The organism is Cupriavidus sp. BIS7, from assembly GCF_000292345.1.
Lineage (GTDB): Bacteria > Pseudomonadota > Gammaproteobacteria > Burkholderiales > Burkholderiaceae > Cupriavidus.
On record NZ_ALOU01000021.1, the window covers coordinates 68768 to 88542 of the forward strand.

Here is a 19775-nt window from a genome sequence, read left to right on the forward strand (position 1 = left end):
GCGCGCGGGAGAGGGGCAGGGGGAGAGGGCCAGCGGCTCAGGATGCGGCAGTCGTAACTTGAACCGCGATGCCCTCACCCAATGCCGCGCTCTGAAAGGATTTCAGATTTTTACTATTTGAGTTGCTGAGCCTCTTTGCTAAAAGCGAGAAATCGTTTTTGGCAAAGTGCGAAAAAATGAGCAACTCAGAGCAGCAGTTCCCTTACCTGGAAAGATTCCTGATCAGTTCGCTATGGCGGCTGAAGGGCAATGCATGCACTGCCGTGGATGCGAATGAGTTTGCACTATCCATGGACCGAGCGGCTCCGCCGCTACGGGATCAGCCACCGCCCCCGCCCAAGCCCAAAGAGCCACCAAAGCCCAAGGAACCGCCCAAGCCGCTACTGGTCTGCCTGATAGAAGCTGCCTCAAAGTTCAATGACTGGGTTAACAGCCCGCCAGCGACCGGATCTGCTCCAACACCTGTATTGCATCGCGGTCTTCCGCCCATCGTCACCCGTCACCGTCTACCGCCATTTGACTTGCAAGACGTTCCCAAGGCCATGGACCGCCTGGGCTGGTCCGTGGCGGCGAAGATTCAGCGCAAGTGGTTCGCCGGGGAACTGAACTACGCGAATACGGATGATGGCGCCCGGATCGGTATCAATCAGAACGGACAGCAGTTCCAGCCCAGCATGATCGATACAACGACGATCAAGATGGACTGGGTACTCAAGTTCCCACGTGCCAAGGCCAGGCTGGATGAACTGCTAAATGAGAAGCTATTTAACCGCCGGGCGATCGATACCTTGAAGCGCATGGCACGCAAGTGGAAATCTTCTCCATACGTGATCGATGCGTGGGAGCGCTGCGAAGGCGACTGGCAGAAATACCATCACGAGTACCAGTATCAACTGGTTCGCGTTGACGACGACTGGGTCAGCAAGGGCTTGCTGTTAGCCGCAGGGGCGGCGACACCGATACTGATGGACGATCTGTACGGGGCGCTAGGTGCGTTCACATTCAATGCTGCCCTGAGCAAGTTCTCCTATTGCAATGGGCAACTGAAGATATTCGAGGTCAACTACTACGTCCGCGATGTGTTCACCTTCCACGATCGCAAGGACGGCACCGCCTCCTCGGCTGGTAGTCAGTATCTGGGCAACTGGAATGAGTATGGGCTGATTGTCGTTCCCTCATACGCGATGCTCGGAGAAGTCTCGAAAGCGCATATGCCGCACGTCGCGCGAAATGCAAAGATCACCAAGGACAATGTCTTCTACACCGTGCGAAATCTCGACTATCGGGAATGGCAACTGAAGCACGGGCAGGGTGGCGACCTTGTGCTGTACTCAAATCGATATCGCTCCTACTTCGGGTACAGGGAGCCTATTGTGATCGAGGTTGATCGATGATGAAGTTCTACAAGAAGCTAGCGATTCTACTGGCCGTGATGTTCGCCACGGTCTACGGCTGCGCTGCCATGTATCGTGCCGGTGCCTATGATTGCGAGCGCGAAGCGGAGGGAGGATACATTGGTGAAGTTTGCTATATGGCGCTGCGCGATAGCACGTTGTTTCGTCTCTACGACATATCAACGGGCCAGAAAATAGCTGAACGGTTCTTCTTCAACGCGTTCGAGAATCGGATTGTTTGGGGGGATGACATCGTCTACTACAGCAACGGCGACGACGGGGAGTATGTTCGGCTCCCGCCGACATGGCTAGACCGCCTGCGGGCAAAGCTGCCTTGAGGTAAGCAAGCAGTTGCGGCGACACAGCCGAGTGCAAAATCCGCCCAGATCGCTCGTCCTACCGCTCCACACCCCCCTCAGCATTTCTCCACGCCTGCACGAACATCCGCAGGTCGCCGGCTGACGCGTCGGTCACGGCCCAGTAGTGCATGCCGTGTGCTTCCCAGCTTTCCAGTTGGTAGCCCTGGCGTTCCGCTTCCCCCAGCTTGCCCGAGTTGTTGCCCGGTATCACGAACACGTCGATCGGGTGCTGGTTGCGCCGATAGACGATGACGGCCACGCGCTGTCCGTCGACGTAGTCGAGCCGTCCGCCGACCAGCGGGAAGCCGGCCGCCCCAAGGTCACGCACGTCGGGCGCGTAGTCGATGCGGCCGTTGAACCAGGGCTTGACCGTGTGCCGGTCCGAGGACACGACATCGATCGCGCGATTTGAGATCAGGCCGCGTACATGGCTGGCCACGATTGCATTGGCCGTCAGGTCGCCCTGCGACGGCTGCCCGTTGTACTGGAACAGGCTCAGTCCCACCGCCGCCATCGTGACGGCGGCCAGCGCCGCGTTGGCCGCCGGCGACCATGTGAACCAGCGGCGCCAGCCTGCCGCTTCCGCTGCGCCGGAGTTGGAGAAACCGGGGTCGGCAGGGGCCGGTAGTGCTGCCATGATGCGTGCGCGCAGTTCGGCGGGCGCGCGGTGATACGTCGCGCCATGCCGGGTGGCTGCGCGCAGCGCCTGCAGGTTGCTCAGGCTTTCCACGCAGCGCTCGCAGTCTTCGAGGTGGCGCTCCAGGCGCACGCTGTCAGCCGCGCCGACTTCGCCATCGGCGCAGGCCTGCAGCAGGTTGCGGGCGTCATTGCAGTCCATGGCGGGGACCTCCTGCGGGTTGGACGATGTCGGCCGATGCGGCGCTGACGGCACTGCGCACAACACCCTCGTCGCGCACGGCCACCACGGCGGCGGCCAGCATGCGCCTGCCGCGCGCCAGCCGTGACATCACCGTGCCGACCGGAATGTCGGCGATGCGAGCGATGTCGCGGTAGTGCAGTTCCTCCAGTTCACGCAACACCAGTACCTCCCGAAACGCGACCGGCAGCCGTTCAAGCGCGGCATGCACCAGTCGCATGTCTTCCTCGCGCAACAGCCACTGCTCCGGGTCGCCGGGCGCGCCGTGCCAGTCGGGCAGGTCTCCCTGCGGCGCGGCCTCGTCGTACTCGGTCTCGGCTGCCGCGCGGCGCTTCTGCCACGTGGTGAACCACGTATTGCGCACGATGGCCAGCAGCCAGGGCCGCGGCTGGTCGCCGCGGAAACTCCCGAACAGCCGGAACGCGCGCAGGAACGCTTCCTGCACCACGTCATCGGCGTCGCCCGGATTGCCGCACAACCAGCGGGCGAGGTTATAGGCGGCGTCCAGATGCGGCAGCACCAGGTCGTCAAAGCGGCGGCGCGTGTTGGCGGCGTCCAAGTCAGTCCTTGCGTGTCGGCTGATCGAAATGGCACAGCACGAAATGGCACAGCGGCATGAGTGCGTCTCCCCCGTTATACCGGCGCTGGGGCGATTCTATTCCCGGCGCCGTCCGACGCCAACGGGGTTCTCCCCACTCCCGGCGGGAGTGGGGCTGGGCAGAGGGCCAGCGCATCAAAATCGGAAACCCCGGGAATAAATCCCCGAGCCGCCCGGTATGACAGTCACCATCCACAGAACGAAGGAGGCTGTCATGCACGGAAACTGGAGTCGGCGCGACATACTGCGCCTGGCGGGCGCGGCGGGCGGCGCCGTGGTCGCATCGGCACTTCCCGGTTGGGCGGCGGGGCGCGACGAGGATTTCGTGTTCGTGCAACTGTCCGATTCGCACTGGGGGTTCGAGGGCCCGCCCAATCCGGACGCGCGCGGCACGCTGCCAAAGGCCGTGGCCGCCGTCAATGCATTGCCAAGCCAGCCCGATTTCATCATGTTCACGGGCGACCTGACGCATTCCACCGACGATCCGGCCGAGCGCCGCCGCCGCATGCGCGAGGTGCGCGACATCATCGCGCCGCTGCGCGCCGGGGCGGTGCACCTGATGCCGGGCGAACACGATGCCAGCCTCGATGCCGGCGAAGCGTTCCGCGAGGTGTTCGGGCAGCCCACGCACTACACGTTCGATCACAAGGGCCTGCACGCGATCGTGCTCGACAACGTGTCCGATCCGGCGGGCATGGTGGGCGAGGCGCAGCGCAAGTGGCTGGCCGACGACCTGGCAAAGCAGCCGCGCGATGCACGCATCGTCGTGTTCACGCACCGGCCATTGTTCGATCTCTATCCGCAATGGGACTGGGCCACGCGTGACGGCGCGCAGGTCGTGGACATCCTGATGCCGTACAAGAACGTCACCGTGTTCTACGGTCATATCCACCAGGAGCATCACCATATGACCGGCCACATCGCGCACCACGCGGCGCAATCGCTGATGTTTCCGCTGCCCCCGGCCGGGTCACAGCCCAAGCGCCTGCCGGTGCCGTGGGACGCCGAGCATCCGTATAAGGGACTTGGCTGGCGCCAGGTAACGGCCACGCCGTCGCCTGAAGGATTCAAACTGGCCGAGGTCACTGTCACCGGGAGCAAGGTATGAGCACCACGGTTACCACCACAATGAATCGCCGGACGATGCTGTCCTGGATGATGGCCGCAGCCGTGCTGCCCGCCGTGTCAGTGGTGAGCCGGAGCGATGCGGCGGCGCCGCGCGTGATCCCGATGCGCGCGCGGCGCTTTGTGTTCATACCCGATCGCCTGAAGCTCAAGGCCGGGGAGACGGTTGTGCTGGCCATCACGGCCGAGGACGTGATGATGGGATTCTCGGCGCCCGACTTCGACGTCCGCGCCGACCTGCCGCCCGGTCAGGCCGTCAAGGTGACGCTGACCGCCGGCAAGCCCGGCAGCTACGGCTTCCTGTGCGACATCTTCTGCGGGTCGGGCCACGAGAACATGAGCGGTCTGATCGAAGTCGCATAGCGGGAGCCAACGGCGAGAGCTACAGGGGGGAGCCTCACTCTCCCTCGCCGCCCATGTACTCGTGCGTCTTCTCGTGCGGGGGACGATGCGTGGGCGGCGGCTTGCGGCCCGTGCGCGCGGCCTTGCGGCGCACGTACCAGTGGTGTGCGCGGTCCAGGTACAGGTAGACCACTGGCGTGCTGAACAGTGTCAGCATCTGCGAGACCACCAGCCCGCCAACCATCGCGTAGCCAAGCGGCCGGCGCAGTTCGGACCCGGCGCCGTGCCCGAGCATCAGCGGCAGGCCCGCCAGCAGCGCGCACATCGTGGTCATCATGATCGGGCGGAAGCGCAGCAGGCACGCCTCGTAGATCGCATCGCGCGGCGCCATGCCGCGTTCGCGCTCGGCCACGAGCGCGAAGTCCACCATCATGATGCCGTTCTTCTTGACGATGCCGATCAGCAGGATGATGCCGATCAGCGCGATCACCGTGAAGTCGTAGCCGCCCAGCATCAGTACCAGCAGCGCGCCGACGCCGGCGGACGGCAGCGTCGACAGGATCGTCAGCGGGTGGATATAGCTCTCGTACAGCAGGCCCAGCACGATATACACGGCGATCAGCGCGGCGGCGATCAGGTACGGCTGCGACGCCAGAGAAGCGCCGAACGCCTGCGCGGTGCCCTGGAACGCGCCGCCCAGCGTGCGCGGCCGGCCCATGCCTGCCAGCGCCTTGGTGATGGCTTCCACCGCATCGCCCAGTGACGCGCCCTGCGCGAGGTTGAACGAGATCGTCACGGCCGGGAATTGCCCCTGGTGGCCGATCGACAGGTAGGCCGTGCGGTTGGTGTCGATTTTCACGAACGATGACAGCGGCACCTGCTCGCCGGTGATTGGCGAGGTCAGGTAGAGCTTGTCGAACAGTCGCGGGTCGTCCTGCAGTTGCGGCGTGGCTTCCAGCACCACGTGGTAGCTGTTGATCTGCGTGAAGTACTGGGCCACCTGCCGCTGGCCAATCGCGTCATAGATCGTGGAATCGATCAGTGCCGGCGTGATGCCGAAGCTCGACGCGCGTGCGCGGTCGATCGTCAGCACGGCCGCCGCCGCGGAGTTCTGCTGGTCGGACGCCACGTCCGCCAGTTGCGGCAACTGGCGGAATCGTTCGAGGATGCGCGGCGCCCAGCTATTGAGTTCGTCGAGATTGGCGTCGGTCAGCGTGTACTGGTATTGCGTGCGCGACAGCCGCCCGCCCACGTTGATATCCTGCCCGGCCTGCAGGAACAGGTTGGCGCCTTCCACCCTGGCCAGCTTTGGCCGCAGCCGCGCGATGATCTCGTCGGCGGTGGCCGTGCGGCCTTCCTCCTTCGGGCGCAGCGCAATGAAGAAATTGCCGGTGTTGACCGTGTTCTGCCCGCCGGTCATGCCGACGGCAGCGATGTCGGGGTCGGCGCGCACCACGTCGGCCAGCGCAACCATGCGCGCATTCATCGACCGGAACGAGGCATCCTGCGCGGATTCCGCGGTGCCGAACACAAAGCCCGTGTCCTGCTGCGGGAAGAACCCTTTCGGGATGACGACGAAAAGGCCCACCGTGATGGCCACGGTCAGAATGAACGTGCACAGCGTCAGGAACTGGTGATCGAGCACATGGTCGAGCCCGCGGCGGTACGCGTCGAGCATCGCGTCGAAGCCGCGTTCGAACATCAGGTAGATGCGTCCGTGGTGCCGCGCATGGGCCGGATCGTGCGGCTGCAGGAACCGTGCGCACATCATCGGCGTCAGCGTCAGCGAGACGATCACCGAAACCGCGATGGTCAGCGTCACGGTCACCGCGAATTCGCGGAACAGCCGGCCGACGATGCCGCCCATCAGCAGCAGCGGGATGAACACGGCCACCAGAGAGACGGAGATCGACACGATCGTGAACGCAATCTCGCCGGCACCCTGCAGCGCCGCGTCCAGCGGCGACATGCCGGCCTCCACGTGCCGATAGATGTTTTCGAGCATCACGATGGCGTCGTCCACCACGAAGCCGACGGCGATGGTCAGCGCCATCAGCGACAGGTTGTCGCGGCTGTAACCCAGCAGGTACATGCCGCCCGCCGTGCCCAGCAGCGCCAGCGGCACGGTCACGCTCGGGATCACCGTGGCCCATACGTCGCGCAGGAACACGAAGATGATGGCGACCACCAGCATGATGGTCAGGATCAGCGTGAACTCGACGTCGGCCTCCGATGCGCGGATGTTCTGCGTGCGGTCCGCCAGCACGTTGACGTTGACCGAGGCCGGAATCGACAGTTGCAGGCGGGGCAGGGCGGCCTTGATCCGTTCGACCGTGGCGATCACATTGGCGCCCGGCTGCTTGGTCACGGCCAGGATGATGGCGCGGCCATTGTGGAACGTGTTGTCGGGCGGCGCGGCCGCGCCGGCGAATGCCCAGCCAGCCAGCCGGTTGTTCTCGGGGCCATCCACGGCGATGCCGACGTCGCGCACGCGCACCGGCGCGCCGTTGCGCCAGGCCAGCACCATGTCGTTCCATGGTGCGGCACGCGTGAGCTGGTCGTTGGTGTAGACGTTGAATGCCTTGGCCGATCCATCGGTGGCGCCAGTGGGCTGGTTGACCGTGGTCGCGGCAATCACGCCGCGGATGTCTTCCAGGCTCAGGCCCATTGCGGCCAGCTTGGCCGGGTCCACCTGGATGCGCACGGCCGGCTTTTGCTGGCCGCCGATATTGACCAGTCCCACGCCGGCGATCTGCGAGATCTGCTGCGCGAGGATGTTGTCGGCGAAGTCGTTGACGGTGGTCAGCGGCAGCGCTTCCGACTGCACGGACAAAACCAGGATCGGCGCATCGGCCGGATTGATCTTGCGGAACGTTGGCGGCGTGGGCAGGTTGGACGGAAGCTGGCCACCTGCTGCGTTGATGGCGGCCTGCACGTCCACGGCGGCGGCGTCGATGCTGCGGTTCAGGTCGAACTGCAGCGTGATCTGCGTGGTGCCCTGGGCGCTGGTCGACGTCATCTGCGTGAGCCCGGCAATCAGCGAGAACTGCCGCTCCAGCGGCTGCGCCACGTTCGATGCCATCGTCTCCGGGTTGGCCCCGGGCAGGTTGACCGTGACCTGGATCGTCGGGAAATCCACCTGCGGCAGCGGGGCGATCGGCAGCAGCGGCCAGGCGGCCAGCCCGACCAGCAGCAGTGCGAGCGCCAGCAGCGAGGTGCCGATCGGCCGCTTGATGAAGGTGGCCGAGATACTCATGAGTGGCTCATCGGAATGCTCACTGGCGCGCGATGGGCGTGGCGCGGGGCGCGGCGTTGGTTGCGGCGCTGGTTGCGGCGCTGGCCGTTCCCGCAGGTGCGCTGGCAGCGCCAGGCCGCGCGGGCGCTTCGGCGATCAGCGCGCCGGGCTGGAGCTTGTACTGGCCGTCGGCCACCACGCGCTCGCCCGGTTGCACGCCCTTTGCGATCACGGCGCGCGCGCCCTGCAGTTCGTCCACTTCTATCGGCTGGAGCTTCACGGTCTGGTTCGGCTGCACCGCGTAGACATAGGTGCCGGCATCGTTACGCTGCACGGCGGACGCCGGGATGACCACGGAGCGGGCGCGCTGGCCCAGTACAAGCCGGGCGTTGACGTACTGTCCGGGCCACAGCAGATGCTTCGGGTTGGGGAAGCGCGCCTTGAGCTGAATCGTGCCGCTGGTGGTGTCGATTGTGTTGTTCAGCAGGATCAGGCCGCCGCGCCCAAGCGCGACATCCGTGCCCCGCTCGTTGGCAAACACGACCAGTGGCGCCTGGCTGGCCTGCATCGCGCGGTTGATGCGGCCGAACGCGTCGTCGGGCAGCGTGAAGACGACATCGATCGGGTCGATCTGCCGGATCACGACCAGTCCCGTGGTGTCCGCCGCATGGACGATGTTGCCGGGATCGACCAGCCGCGCGCCAACCCTGCCGGACAACGGCGCCGTGATCGTCGTGAAATCAAGCTGCACCTTGTCCAGCGCGATCTGCGCTTCGTCGTTGTGCACGGTGGCGATAAGCTGGTTCACCAGCGCGCGCTGGGTATCGAGCGTCTGGCGCGTGGTCGAATCGACCTTCATCAGTGCCTCGTAGCGCTGCAGGTCCAGCCGGGCATTGGCAAGTAGTGCCTCGTCGTGCGCCTTGGTGGCCTGCGCCTGCTGCAGTTGCGCCTGGAATGTGCGCGGATCGATCTGCGCCAGCACCTGGCCTTCCTTGACGTCCTGCCCTTCGACAAAGCCAACGCGCTCAAGCTGCCCGTCCACGCGTGGCTTGACCGTCACCGTTTGCATGGCCTGGACCGTGCCGACGCCGGTCAGGCCAATATCGACATCTTCAGCCTGCGCAACGGCCGTGGTGACCACCACGGCCGGATTGGGCTTGGCGGCCTGGTGCGGGAACAGCAGCTTCCCCAGCGGCCTGGCAAGCAGCCAGACCGCGATGAGCACAATGACGACGATGAGGGCGATGGCCAGCGGCCGCCGGCGAAGTGGGGCAGATGCGGACATGCGCATGACAATGATCGCTTGACTTGACAAGCATAGTCGTCGCTCGCCATGTGTGATACGACCGTCTTATTACTGTTTATTTCAGGCTCACGATGTGTCTTCGGCGTCAAGCATCCGGCCGGCGCGCCCGCCTCCAACCAATCTCCTATTGCGCTGCCGCGATGTGCAGCGTAGAAGGTAGGCGGAAGGCCGCAAGCGCCTGCCTTGCATAACAACGAGAGGGTAAGGAAAAGGGGACAACATGGAGACTCAGGAAAGCGCCCTGACCATGGCACTGCTGACCGTGCCCGCCCGTGCCGCCATCTGCCGGGCTCTGCTGGAGGCAGGCGAGGAAGGCCTGCCGGCCGTGGATCTGGCCGAGCTTGCCGGCCTGACGCTGCGGCGCGCCACGCATCACTTCCAGGAGATGGTGCAGGCCGAGATCCTGGCGCTGGCCATCCGTGACCGCCGTGTCTGCTACGTGCTGAAAGCACGCCGGTCTGTGCGCGAAGCCCTCGATTACGTCGACAATAGCGGCTTGAACTGATTGCACCGGCGAGGCCAGCCCGCCTCGCTGTGTACAAATCGCCACACTTTTGGCCGTGCCGGTCAACGGTCTGCCGTGCGTTGTCGTTCAACAATGGCGACCGCCAAGAAGCAAGTATCAGGAACATCACAGTGAATCTAACCAACCGGGCCGTCACATTGCCGCTCTGGGCGATCTTGTACTTCGTGCTGGGGTACATCTCGCACCAGATCAATGGGCCGTTTGCGGCAGCCGGCTATATGTGGCTCCCCGCTGGCGTGACCATGGCCGCCTTCATGCTGGCCCCGGTACGGCGCTGGCTCGGGCTCGGGCTGGCCTTCCTGGCCGCCCAGATGCTGCTGGGCGTGGTGGAAGGGCGCGACGCGTTCCGCATGGTGCTTTTCTCGCTCGACGAAATCGGCTTTGCGGCGCTGGCCGTGTGGGTGATCCACCTGACGCGGTTCTCGCTGGAGGGCCTGGCGTTCCTGCGCGGGCTGCTGCTGGCAGGCGTGATCGCCAGCGTCGGCGGGGCCGCTTTCGGCGCGGGCTGGTTCTGGTTGTTCCTCGATGTGCCGTTCTGGGCCACCGCCAAGGTGTGGACGGCAGCCGACTTTGTCGGGGTGCTGATCGTTACGCCGGTGTTTGCCGGCTGGGCGCGCTTTCGCGCCACGCGTTCCGGCGGACGCCGCCCTGCCGAGTTTTTCTTCGGCCTGGCCGCGCTGGCGTGCGTGCTGGTGGCCGCCGCGGTTGTGTTCGACGGCACGCGGCTGGCGCAGCTCTCGCTTGGCGTGGCGTACGCGCTGACCTATATCCCGCTGTTCTTCGTGGCCATCGTCGCACTGCTGCTGGGCGGGCGAGGCGGCTCGGTCGCCGTGGCGCTGCTGACGGTGCTTGTGCTGGTCAATACGGCGCAGGGCGACGGCCCGTTTGCCGAGACCGCGCTGGCCCATGGCGACTCGCTGCTGATCGCACAGCTCTACCTGGCCGTGGCCGCGCTGCTGACGCTGCTGATCAGCACGCTGCGCACGGCGCGCGAACAGCTTCACGAGCAGGCCGCCACGCGGCAGAACGATGTGGAGCTTGCGCTGGCCGCCAGCGCGCAGCTCGTCTACAACCTCGATCCGCATAGCGGCCGCATGCGCTGGTGCGGCAGCGTGGAAAGCGCGCTGGGCATGCCAGAGTCGGCGTTCTCCACGCTCGACGATGTGCTGGCCTGCGTGCACCCCGACGATCGCGCGGAAGTGCGCCGCCGCTGGCTGCGCGAATGCGATGGCGAGGCGCGTGGCGACCTGACGTTCAGGCTGCTGCTGCCGGCTGGCGCCACGACGACGGTCGTCGACATGAGCGGCCCGCTGCTTGATGGCGACGACTCGGTCGCGCTGATTGCCGGCGCATGGCGTGTGATCGCCACTCACGAAACGGAAGGGCGGCGCGCGGCATGACAATGCAACAGGCTCCACGTACCGGAGCCCTGCTGATTCACGGATTGGGTGGTACCCAGTACGACCTCGGGCCGATGCACAAGGTGCTGCGCCGCGCGGGTGTGGAGACGCACGCCGTCACGCTGCCCGGCCATGGCGGGGGGCCGGAGGACCTGCTGCCCGTGGTGGCCGAGCAGTGGCTCGAAACGGTGACGAAGGCCTATGACGAACTGGTGGACCAGTACGACACGTTCCACGTGGTAGGCATGTGCATGGGGGCGCTGCTCGCGCTGGAGCTGGGCGCGCTGCGCCAGCACGGCAAGGGCCGGCTGGTGGCGCTGGCGGCCCCCGTCTTTATCGATGGCTGGTCCACGCCGTCCTACCGCTGGCTGCGACATCTGGTCTACCACCTGCCGGGGCTGCCGGCGCGTATCAAGGTGGAGGAGAACGAGCCGTTCGGCATCAAGAACGACCTCGTGCGCGCGATCGTCAAGGCCAAGTTCGAGCGCGGCGACAATTTCCACTATCGCTGGGTCCCGCTGGCATGCATTCGCCAGGTGGACCGTCTGCGCCGCTGGGTGCTGGACAGCGCGCATCGCGTGGTCTGCCCGACGCTGGTCATCAACGCACGCGAGGACGAACTGACGACGCTGCGCTCCTACGACTTCCTGCTCGGCGCGGTGCCGCAGGTGCAGGGCGTGGTGCTGGAGAACAGCTACCACATGGTCTGCGTCGACAACGACCGCGAGCAGGTCATGGCCAGCGTGCTGGATTTCCTGGAACTGGAGGCTTCCGCGGGGCGCCCTCGTGCGCGCCGGTCCGTGGAAGTGCCGATGTCCGCGGACGCCGTTGCGGCACTGACGGGCGAATACCTGTCCGCGCTGACCACGGGGCATTTCGAGGCCGTGTATCCGCTGCTGGACCCGGCCATCGAATGGCGGCATCTGGGCGAGCACCCGCTGGCGGGCGTGTATGCCGATCGCGATGCCGTGATCGGCCTGTTCCAGCGCGCGGGGCAACTGGCCGGTGACACGGTGCGCATCGAGGTTGCCGGTGCGCCGCGCATCGACGGCCAGACCGTGGAGATCGATATCGTCGTGTCCTTCCAGGTCGACGGCGACCCGCTGCAGGCGCGCGGCACGCAGACGCTGCAACTGCGCAATGGCCGCATCCGCGCGGTCGAATACCGTCAGGATACGGACACGGCCAGCGCCGAAGCGCTGGCCAGGCTGACGGGCTAGGCGCGTCACTCTCTGGAAACGGCTTATTAAAAGACTCGGCCCAACTGCAGGTAGATGTTCCACACGCCTTGCGGCGCCGCGGCAAAGCCGAAGTAGAGCGGGCCAATCACGCTGTTGCCGCCGATAAACACGCTTGCGCTGGACCTGTACGGGCCGCTGCCGAAATTGCGCCGCGCCAGCCAGACGTCGCCCGCCTCCAGGCTCGCGCCGAACACCGTGGTGCGCAGGCCAGGCAGCACGAACTCGTGCAGCTCGTTCAGGTAGGTCAGGCGGCCGTACAGCAGATAGTTGCCCGAGAACTGGTCCTGCGCATAGGCGGACAGATGCTGGAAGCCGCCCAGCGTGAAGCCGAGTCCGCCGCTGACGCTGTTATCGGAGCGGTGATCGTTGTAGGTGGCCGCGCCTTCCGCCGCGATGTTCAGCGTATGCCGGCCGATGCTGCCCGCCCATAGCGCCTTGGCGTGCACGTCGTCATAGCTGTTGTTGGTGCCGCCGAACGACATCTGGTTGATGGCGAACAGGTAGTAGCCCTTGCGCGGGAACAGCGGGTCGTCGAGCTGGTCGATCGTGAGCTGCGCGCGCAACACCGGCTGGTTCACATAGTTGTTGTCGAACAGGCTGCGCCGCGTGCTGGTCAGCATGAAGTCCGAGTGGTAACGCACTTCCTGATAGTTCGCGCCAAGCCGGAATTCGCCGAGACGGCCCAGCGGCATGCCCAGGTCGATGCCTGCGATGCCGGTATCCACGCGCACGGCGGTGATCGGCGTGGTGTTGCGGTTCGGGCTGGTGTCGGAATAGATGTCCACGTGCTTGCGCCCGTATTCGAGATACGGCGCGATGTAGAAGCCGAGGCGGTCGAACACGGGCTGGCGCAGCTCCGTGTGCCACTTCGCCTGGGTGCTGCCCAGCACGATGTCATTGCGCCATTCCAGCCCGCTTTGCGTCAGCCACGGATAGCGGTGTCCCAGTTGCAGGTTGAACGCGCCCTTGCCGTCGAACGTGGTCGACATACCGAAGCCGAACAGCAGGAACTGCGGGCCCCAGGATTTTTCCTGCGCGTCGATCTTGAGCACCGAGCGGCCGTTCTCGGTGACCACGTCCTGCGTCACGCTTTCGAAATCGCCGGTGGTCGAGAGTTGCGAGAGGTCCCGGTTGATCGCCTCGGCGTCGTAGGCATCGCCCTCGCGCGCGCCCAGGTACTGCTTGATATAGCTGGGCGGAATGCGGCCCGAGGTGTGGATCTCGATGGCGTCGATGCGCTTCGGTTCGAACTTGGCGCTGTGCGTCGCGCGTTCGGCGAGGTAGTGGTCCCATTCGGCCGGCGGCAATGCCAGCGCCGCCAGCTTCGGTGCAATGCCCTGTGCCGCCGTATAGCCAAGCTGCACGCCACGGCGCGCGTGCGAGAAGTCGGTGAACGCGAGGTCGCCGAGATCGGGTTCCAGCAGCACGTCGCGGGGGCCAAGCAGCGCCTTCTGGGCGGCAAGGTTCTGGTTGGTCAGGATCGTCACCATCTGCTGGGTGACCGCTGCGGGCGAATCGAGCGCGGCGGGGTCGTCCAGCGGCGATGCCACGTTGACCGCAATGACAATGTCGGCACCCATGTCGCGTGCCATCTGCACGGGCAGGTTGCTGACCAGGCCGCCGTCCACCAGCGTACGGCCATTTACCTTGAATGGCGCAAACAACCCGGGCACGGCCACGCTGGCGCGGATGGCGCGCGGCAGCGAGCCCTTGTCCAGGATTACCGGCGCGCCGGTGCCAAGGTCGGTGGCGATCGTGCGGAACGGAGTCGGCAGCTTGTTGAAGTCGATCTCGCCCGGCCACGCGGTGGTCCAGTCCTGCAGCAGCGCCAGCAGCTTGTTGCCCTGGACCAGCCCGACCGGCAGTTTGAACTTGCCATCGCCATAGCCGACCGAGATGCCGATCGGATACTGGAAGCTGTCCTCGCGCAATGCCTGCGGCAGGTGGGCGCGCTCGTTGCGGTCAAAAACGATGTCGCTCAGGTTGGTTTGCGACAGCCGCGTATCAAGTTCGTCCGCAGGAATCCCGCTCGCATACAGTCCACCGACGACCGCCCCCATGCTGGTCGCCGCGATGCAGTCGATCGGTACATGCAATTGTTCTAGCGCCTTGAGCACGCCGATATGGGCGTAGCCGCGCGCGCCGCCGCCGGACAGCACCAGACCAATGCGAGGCCGGCTGGCATCGGCAGCGGAGGTGTGACTTGCATTGCACTCGGCAAATGCCTGTTGAAGCAGGCCTGCCATCAGCAGGCAAAACAGGGGCAGCCAGCGCAGCAGCGCGCGGCGCGGCCCGGGGGCGAGTCTCGACATGACGGTGTTGCCGGGAGGGGGAACGATCGACAGCGCAAGGCGGGGGCATGCGGGAAAAGCGTCGCGGCGCCCCTGCCTGGCGCCGACAGGGAGGATGCAAAAATCCTCCAGGCAGGAGTGTACCCGGCCTGCGGGTGGCGCATCGGCCCCAGCCGGTTTTGGTGTCGTTGCTGTGGTATCCGGGCCAGGAATGGAAGATAACCGGCCGCCAGGCGGCGCGCCGGCATGCCCGGCCCGGTATCAGGCGCGATCACGGCCGCCCCAAGGGCAAGGGCGGCCTTTCAGGCTACGCGCAGGTCGCCTCGCCCGCCTGGCTGGCCCACTTCGTGAGCAGCGCCCGGCCAACGCGCGAGTTGTTCGGGCGGCCGATTGCCTGCGAGATATAGTCGCCGGCGCGCACCACATCGTCGAGTTCGATGCCGGTGTGCAGGCCCATGCCGTGCAACATGTACAGCACGTCCTCGGTGGCCACGTTGCCGGTGGCACCCTTCGCATACGGGCAGCCGCCCAGGCCCGCCACCGATGCGTGGAAGATGCCGATGCCGACATCAAGGCTGGCCAGGATGTTCGACAGCGCCTGGCCATAGGTGTCATGGAAATGGCCAGACAGCCGGTCGATCGGAAACTCGGCGGCGACGGCGCGCATCACTTCCTGCACCCGGGTGGGCGTGCCCACGCCGATCGTGTCGGCAATGTCGATCTCGTCGCAGCCAAGCTCGCGCATGCGGCGCACCACATCCACCACGGAATGGACCGGCACCTCGCCCTGATACGGGCAGCCGAGCGAGCACGAGATGCTGCCGCGCAGCCGCACGCCGGCTTCCTTGGCGGCAGCGGCCACGGGTTCGAAGCGCGCGATCGACTCGGCGATCGAGCAGTTGATGTTCTTCTGCGAGAACGCCTCGCTGGCCGCGCCGAAGATCACGACCTCGTCGGCGCCGGAGGCCACGGCCGCCTCGAAGCCCTTCATGTTCGGCGTCAGCACCGAATACAACGTGCCAGGACGCCGCGCAATGCGCGCCATCACATCGGCGCCATCGGCCATCTGCGGCACCCACTTGGGCGACACGAACGACGCGGCCTCGATGTTGACGAAGCCGGCGTCCGACAGCTTGTTGATCAGCGCGACCTTGACGTCGGTGGGCACGGTCGCCTTCTCGTTCTGCAAACCGTCGCGCGGACCGACCTCGACGATCTTTACGTATTGGGGGATTGTCATTTGGGTCTCCTGTGCTGGGCTTCTGGCGGTGGCTATGGGCTCCCCTCTCCCACAAGTGGGAGAGGGGTGGGGGAGAGGGTATTGCGGTTCAAATCGCGGTCACACACATCTTGAGCCGCCGGCCCTCTCCCCCGGCCCCTCTCCCGCGCGCGGGAGAGGGGAGCAAGCCTGTCAGGCCGCCGCCGCTTCCGAGGCGATTGCCAGCAGTTGCGCGCCTTCGGTCACCTGCTCGCCCACGCCGTAGAGCACTTCGCTCACCACACCATCGGCCGGTGCGGCGATCGTGTGTTCCATCTTCATTGCTTCCATCACCAGCAGCGGCGTGCCGCGCGTGACCTTGCTGCCGGCTTCCACCATCACTGCGATCACCTTGCCCGGCATCGGTGCGGTCAGCTTGCCGCCTTCGCCTTCCGTCTCGCCCGCGTGCGACAGCGGATCGAGCCACTCCAGCACCGTATGGCGGCCATCGTGGAACACGTGGAACGTGTCGCCTTCCACATGCACCTGTCCGTGCGTGCGGCGCGTGCCGAGATCCACGCGGATATCGTCGGCGCTGAACGTGTAGGCGAACGGCGCGGCCTGGTCGGCGTAGATCAGCGTGTTGCGGCGCGTGTCGCGGGCGTCGCCCTTGAGCACCGCTTCGAGCTTGTGGTCGCCGCCGTGGAAGTGCAGCGTGCGCACGTCACGCCCGTTCAGGCGCCAGCCGCCCGCATGGGTCCACGGCGAATGGCGATCGGCTTCGTCGATGCGCCGCGTGCGTGCCTCGCGTTCAAGCAGTGCCGCCACGGCCAGCGAGATCGCTTCCATGGGCACAGTCTTCTGCGGCGGGAACAGCGTTGCCTGGTTGCGTTCGATCAGGCCCGTGTCGAGATCGGCCGTACGGAACGCCTGCGACTTCACCAGCCGCTGCAGGAACGCAACGTTGGTGGATAGCCCCACCACGTGATAGCCAGCCAGCGCCTGGCCCATGCGCGCGAGTGCTTCCTCGCGGTCACGGCCCCAGACGATCAGCTTGGCGATCATCGGGTCGTAGTACGGGCTGATCGTGTCGCCTTCGCGCACGCCCGCGTCGATGCGTACGCCAGCGGGCGCATTGGCGTCGCCGCCGCGTATGAACTGCACGGCGGGCGGCGTGCGCAGGAAGCGCAGCGTGCCCGTGGACGGCAGGAACTGCTTGTCCGGGTTCTCGGCGTAGATACGCGCTTCCAGCGCGTGGCCGTGAATGCGCAACTGGTCCTGCGCCAGCGGCAGCGGCTCGCCGGCGGCCACGCGCAGTTGCCACTCAACCAGGTCCTGCCCGGTGATCATCTCGGTGACCGGGTGTTCCACCTGCAGGCGCGTGTTCATCTCCATGAAGTAGAACGAACCGTCCTGGTTGGCGATGAACTCCACTGTGCCAGCGCCCTCGTAGCCCACCGCGCGCGCGGCGGCCACGGCCGCTTCGCCCATCGCGCGGCGGCGCTCCTCGGTCATGCCCGGCGCCGGCGCTTCCTCCAGCACCTTCTGGTGACGGCGCTGCACCGAGCAGTCGCGCTCGAACAGGTACACGCAGTTGCCATGCGTATCGGCAAAGACCTGGATCTCGATATGGCGCGGGCGGGTCAGGTATTTCTCGACCAGCACCTTGTCATCGCCAAAGCTGGCCGATGCCTCGCGCTTGACCGACGCCAGCGCGGCTTCGAAGCCGTCGCCGGACTCCACCACGCGCATGCCCTTGCCGCCACCGCCCGCGCTGGCCTTGAGCAGCACCGGGTAGCCGATGCGGTCGGCCTCGCGCCGCAGCAGCGCCGGGTCCTGGTCCTCGCCGTGGTAGCCGGGCACCAGCGGCACGGCGGCCTTTTCCATCAACTGCTTGGCTGCGCTCTTGCTGCCCATCGCGTGGATGGCCGAGGCCGGCGGGCCGATAAAGACGAGTCCCGCATCGGCGCAGGCGCGCGCGAAGTCCTCGTTCTCGGACAGGAAGCCGTAGCCGGGGTGGATCGCCTGGGCGCCGGTTTCCTTGGCCATCTCGATGATGTGGTCCGCGCGCAGGTAGCTGTCCCGCGCCGCGGCGCCGCCGATATGAATGGCTTCATCGCAGAACGCGACGTGGCGCGCATCGGCGTCCGCATCGGAGTAGACCGCCACGGTACGGATGCCCAGGCGGCGGCAGGTGGCGGCCACGCGGCAGGCGATCTCGCCACGGTTCGCAATCAGGATCTTGTTGAACATTATTTTCTTCCCCTTACATGCGGAACACGCCGAACTTCATGTCGCCGATTGGCGCATTGAGGCTGGCCGACAGGCCCAGGCCGAGCACCGTGCGCGTCTGCGCGGGGTCGATCACGCCGTCGTCCCAGAGCCGTGCGCTGGCGTAATACGGGTGGCCCTGCTGTTCGTACTGGTCTCGGATCGGCGCCTTGAACGCTTCCTCGTCCTCGCGGCTCCACTGGCCGCCCTTTGCCTCGATGCCGTCGCGCCGCACCGTGGCCAGCACGCTGGCGGCCTGCTCTCCGCCCATCACCGAGATCCGCGCATTCGGCCACATCCACAGGAAGCGCGGCGAGTAAGCGCGTCCGCACATGCCGTAGTTGCCCGCACCAAACGAGCCGCCGATGATCACCGTGAACTTCGGCACCTGTGCCGTGGCCACCGCCGTCACCATCTTGGCGCCGTTGCGCGCGATGCCCTCGTTCTCGTACTTGCGGCCGACCATGAAGCCCGTGATGTTCTGCAGGAACACCAGCGGAATCTTGCGCTGGCAGCACAGTTCGATGAAGTGCGCGCCCTTGAGTGCCGATTCCGAGAACAGGATGCCGTTGTTGGCGATGATGCCCACCGGGTAGCCCCAGATCCGCGCAAAGCCGCACACCAGCGTGGTGCCGTAGCGTGCCTTGAACTCGTCGAACTCGGAGCCGTCCACGATGCGCGCGATGACCTCGCGCACGTCGTACGGCTTGCGCGTGTCGGTCGGGATCACGCCATAGAGTTCCTCGGTCGGGTACAGCGGCTCAACCGGTTCGTGCAGGCGGATCTGGTCCGGCTTGCGGCGGTTCAGGTGCTGCACGATATTGCGTGCGAGCGACAGCGCGTGATGATCGTTCTGCGCGAAGTAGTCCGCCACGCCCGACAGGCGCGTATGCACGTCGGCGCCGCCCAGGTCCTCGGCGGTGACTTCCTCGCCGGTGGCCGCCTTCACCAGCGGCGGGCCGCCCAGGAAGATCGTGCCCTGGTTCTTCACGATGATCGACTCGTCGCTCATCGCCGGCACATACGCGCCGCCGGCCGTGCACGAACCCATCACCACGGCGATCTGCGGAATGCCTTGCGCCGACAGGTTGGCCTGGTTGAAGAAGATGCGGCCGAAGTGGTCGCGGTCGGGGAATACATCGTCCTGGTTCGGCAGGTTGGCGCCGCCCGAATCGACCAGGTAGATGCACGGCAGGTTGTTCTGCTCGGCGATCTCCTGTGCGCGCACGTGCTTCTTGACCGTCATCGGGTAGTACGTGCCGCCCTTGACCGTGGCGTCATTGCAGACGATCACGCATTCCTGCCCGGCCACGCGGCCGATGCCGGTGATGATGCCCGCGCCGGGCGCAGCATCGTCGTACATGTCGTACGCGGCCAGTTGCGACAGCTCCAGGAACGGCGTGCCTGGGTCCAGCAACTGCTGGACGCGGTCACGCGGCAGCAGCTTCCCGCGCGCCAGGTGCTTGTCGCGCGCGGCGTCGCCACCGCCTTCGGCCAGCTTCGCAATCTTTTCCTTGAGATCGGCCACGAGCGCCTGCATCGCCTCGGCATTGGCCTTGAACGTTTCGGAACGGGCGTTGAGTTTGGTTTCTATGGTCGGCATGGCTTATGG

At 65.9% G+C, this 19775-nt stretch carries 15 protein-coding genes; 7 read left to right on the top strand and 8 right to left on the bottom strand.

Annotated elements, in window-relative coordinates; translation table 11 throughout:
• Positions 1–122 precede the first annotated feature (122 nt).
• Positions 123–1394 carry a DUF6402 family protein gene (locus tag B552_RS0108945; RefSeq protein ID WP_237718178.1) on the top strand — a complete coding sequence of 424 codons (1272 nt, stop codon included), beginning with the start codon at positions 123–125 and terminating at the stop codon, positions 1392–1394.
• Positions 1391–1732 carry a hypothetical protein gene (locus tag B552_RS0108950; protein ID WP_019448668.1) on the top strand — a complete coding sequence of 114 codons (342 nt, stop codon included), beginning with the start codon at positions 1391–1393 and terminating at the stop codon, positions 1730–1732. Before B552_RS0108945 ends, B552_RS0108950 begins: the two co-directional genes overlap by 4 nt.
• Before the next feature lie 58 nt (positions 1733–1790).
• On the opposite strand, the gene B552_RS0108955 is transcribed toward B552_RS0108950, so the two are convergent.
• Both B552_RS0108955 and B552_RS0108960 read right to left on the bottom strand, forming a co-directional pair.
• Positions 1791–2591 carry an anti-sigma factor gene (locus B552_RS0108955; protein WP_019448669.1) on the bottom strand — a complete coding sequence of 267 codons (801 nt, stop codon included), beginning with the start codon at positions 2589–2591 and terminating at the stop codon, positions 1791–1793.
• On the bottom strand, positions 2578–3189 hold the full coding sequence (locus B552_RS0108960) for an RNA polymerase sigma factor (RefSeq protein ID WP_019448670.1): 612 nt from the start codon (positions 3187–3189) through the stop codon (positions 2578–2580). The genes B552_RS0108955 and B552_RS0108960 overlap by 14 nt, the downstream gene beginning before the upstream one ends.
• 253 nt (positions 3190–3442) lie before the next feature.
• On the opposite strand from B552_RS0108960, the gene B552_RS0108965 reads away from it, so the two are divergent.
• The gene (locus tag B552_RS0108965) at positions 3443–4336 is read left to right on the top strand and encodes a metallophosphoesterase (RefSeq protein ID WP_019448671.1); all 894 of its coding nucleotides are present in this window, start codon (positions 3443–3445) and stop codon (positions 4334–4336) included.
• Positions 4333–4716, top strand: a complete 384-nt coding sequence (locus B552_RS0108970; protein WP_019448672.1) for a cupredoxin domain-containing protein — start codon at positions 4333–4335, stop codon at positions 4714–4716. Before B552_RS0108965 ends, B552_RS0108970 begins: the two co-directional genes overlap by 4 nt.
• A 34-nt stretch (positions 4717–4750) precedes the next feature.
• Here the strand turns inward: B552_RS0108970 and B552_RS0108975 are convergent, their stop codons facing one another.
• Both B552_RS0108975 and B552_RS0108980 read right to left on the bottom strand, forming a co-directional pair.
• Complete coding sequence (locus B552_RS0108975) at positions 4751–7951, bottom strand: efflux RND transporter permease subunit (RefSeq protein ID WP_019448673.1); 3201 nt, start codon at positions 7949–7951, stop codon at positions 4751–4753.
• 19 nt (positions 7952–7970) lie between these two features.
• On the bottom strand, positions 7971–9215 hold the full coding sequence (locus B552_RS0108980; protein WP_157160217.1) for an efflux RND transporter periplasmic adaptor subunit: 1245 nt from the start codon (positions 9213–9215) through the stop codon (positions 7971–7973).
• A 241-nt stretch (positions 9216–9456) separates the two neighbouring features.
• On the opposite strand from B552_RS0108980, the gene B552_RS0108985 reads away from it, so the two are divergent.
• From B552_RS0108985 to B552_RS27350, 3 genes are all read left to right on the top strand, one after another.
• Positions 9457–9741, top strand: a complete 285-nt coding sequence (locus tag B552_RS0108985; protein WP_019448675.1) for a winged helix-turn-helix domain-containing protein — start codon at positions 9457–9459, stop codon at positions 9739–9741.
• A 131-nt stretch (positions 9742–9872) separates the two neighbouring features.
• Positions 9873–11162 carry an MASE1 domain-containing protein gene (locus B552_RS0108990; RefSeq protein WP_026035472.1) on the top strand — a complete coding sequence of 430 codons (1290 nt, stop codon included), beginning with the start codon at positions 9873–9875 and terminating at the stop codon, positions 11160–11162.
• Entirely contained in the window at positions 11159–12382 is a 1224-nt protein-coding gene (locus B552_RS27350) for an alpha/beta fold hydrolase (RefSeq protein ID WP_051003549.1), read from the top strand. Before B552_RS0108990 ends, B552_RS27350 begins: the two co-directional genes overlap by 4 nt.
• 26 nt (positions 12383–12408) lie before the next feature.
• On the opposite strand, the gene B552_RS0109000 is transcribed toward B552_RS27350, so the two are convergent.
• The 4 genes from B552_RS0109000 to B552_RS0109015 form a co-directional block, all read right to left on the bottom strand.
• Positions 12409–14715 carry a patatin-like phospholipase family protein gene (locus B552_RS0109000; RefSeq protein WP_019448678.1) on the bottom strand — a complete coding sequence of 769 codons (2307 nt, stop codon included), beginning with the start codon at positions 14713–14715 and terminating at the stop codon, positions 12409–12411.
• A gap of 286 nt (positions 14716–15001) precedes the next feature.
• Positions 15002–15934, bottom strand: a complete 933-nt coding sequence (locus B552_RS0109005; RefSeq protein ID WP_019448679.1) for a hydroxymethylglutaryl-CoA lyase — start codon at positions 15932–15934, stop codon at positions 15002–15004.
• A gap of 171 nt (positions 15935–16105) precedes the next feature.
• On the bottom strand, positions 16106–18145 hold the full coding sequence (locus B552_RS0109010; protein WP_019448680.1) for an acetyl/propionyl/methylcrotonyl-CoA carboxylase subunit alpha: 2040 nt from the start codon (positions 18143–18145) through the stop codon (positions 16106–16108).
• 13 nt (positions 18146–18158) lie between these two features.
• Positions 18159–19766, bottom strand: coding sequence for a carboxyl transferase domain-containing protein (locus B552_RS0109015; RefSeq protein WP_019448681.1), 1608 nt, complete (start codon positions 19764–19766; stop codon positions 18159–18161).
• Positions 19767–19775 lie beyond the last annotated feature (9 nt).

Excerpts from the sequence above, each read along its gene's own strand:
- B552_RS0108975 (WP_019448673.1), bottom strand. The coding sequence starts at position 7,951 with ATGAGTATCTCGGCCACCTTCATCAAGCGGCCGATCGGCACCTCGCTG.
- B552_RS0108955 (WP_019448669.1), bottom strand. The coding sequence starts at position 2,591 with ATGGACTGCAATGACGCCCGCAACCTGCTGCAGGCCTGCGCCGATGGC.
- B552_RS0108965 (WP_019448671.1), top strand. The coding sequence starts at position 3,443 with ATGCACGGAAACTGGAGTCGGCGCGACATACTGCGCCTGGCGGGCGCG.
- B552_RS0109010 (WP_019448680.1), bottom strand. The coding sequence starts at position 18,145 with ATGTTCAACAAGATCCTGATTGCGAACCGTGGCGAGATCGCCTGCCGC.
- B552_RS0108980 (WP_157160217.1), bottom strand. The coding sequence starts at position 9,215 with ATGTCCGCATCTGCCCCACTTCGCCGGCGGCCGCTGGCCATCGCCCTC.
- B552_RS0108950 (WP_019448668.1), top strand. The coding sequence starts at position 1,391 with ATGATGAAGTTCTACAAGAAGCTAGCGATTCTACTGGCCGTGATGTTC.
- B552_RS0109005 (WP_019448679.1), bottom strand. The coding sequence starts at position 15,934 with ATGACAATCCCCCAATACGTAAAGATCGTCGAGGTCGGTCCGCGCGAC.
- B552_RS0108970 (WP_019448672.1), top strand. The coding sequence starts at position 4,333 with ATGAGCACCACGGTTACCACCACAATGAATCGCCGGACGATGCTGTCC.
- B552_RS0108985 (WP_019448675.1), top strand. The coding sequence starts at position 9,457 with ATGGAGACTCAGGAAAGCGCCCTGACCATGGCACTGCTGACCGTGCCC.
- B552_RS0109000 (WP_019448678.1), bottom strand. The coding sequence starts at position 14,715 with ATGTCGAGACTCGCCCCCGGGCCGCGCCGCGCGCTGCTGCGCTGGCTG.
- B552_RS0109015 (WP_019448681.1), bottom strand. The coding sequence starts at position 19,766 with ATGCCGACCATAGAAACCAAACTCAACGCCCGTTCCGAAACGTTCAAG.
- B552_RS27350 (WP_051003549.1), top strand. The coding sequence starts at position 11,159 with ATGACAATGCAACAGGCTCCACGTACCGGAGCCCTGCTGATTCACGGA.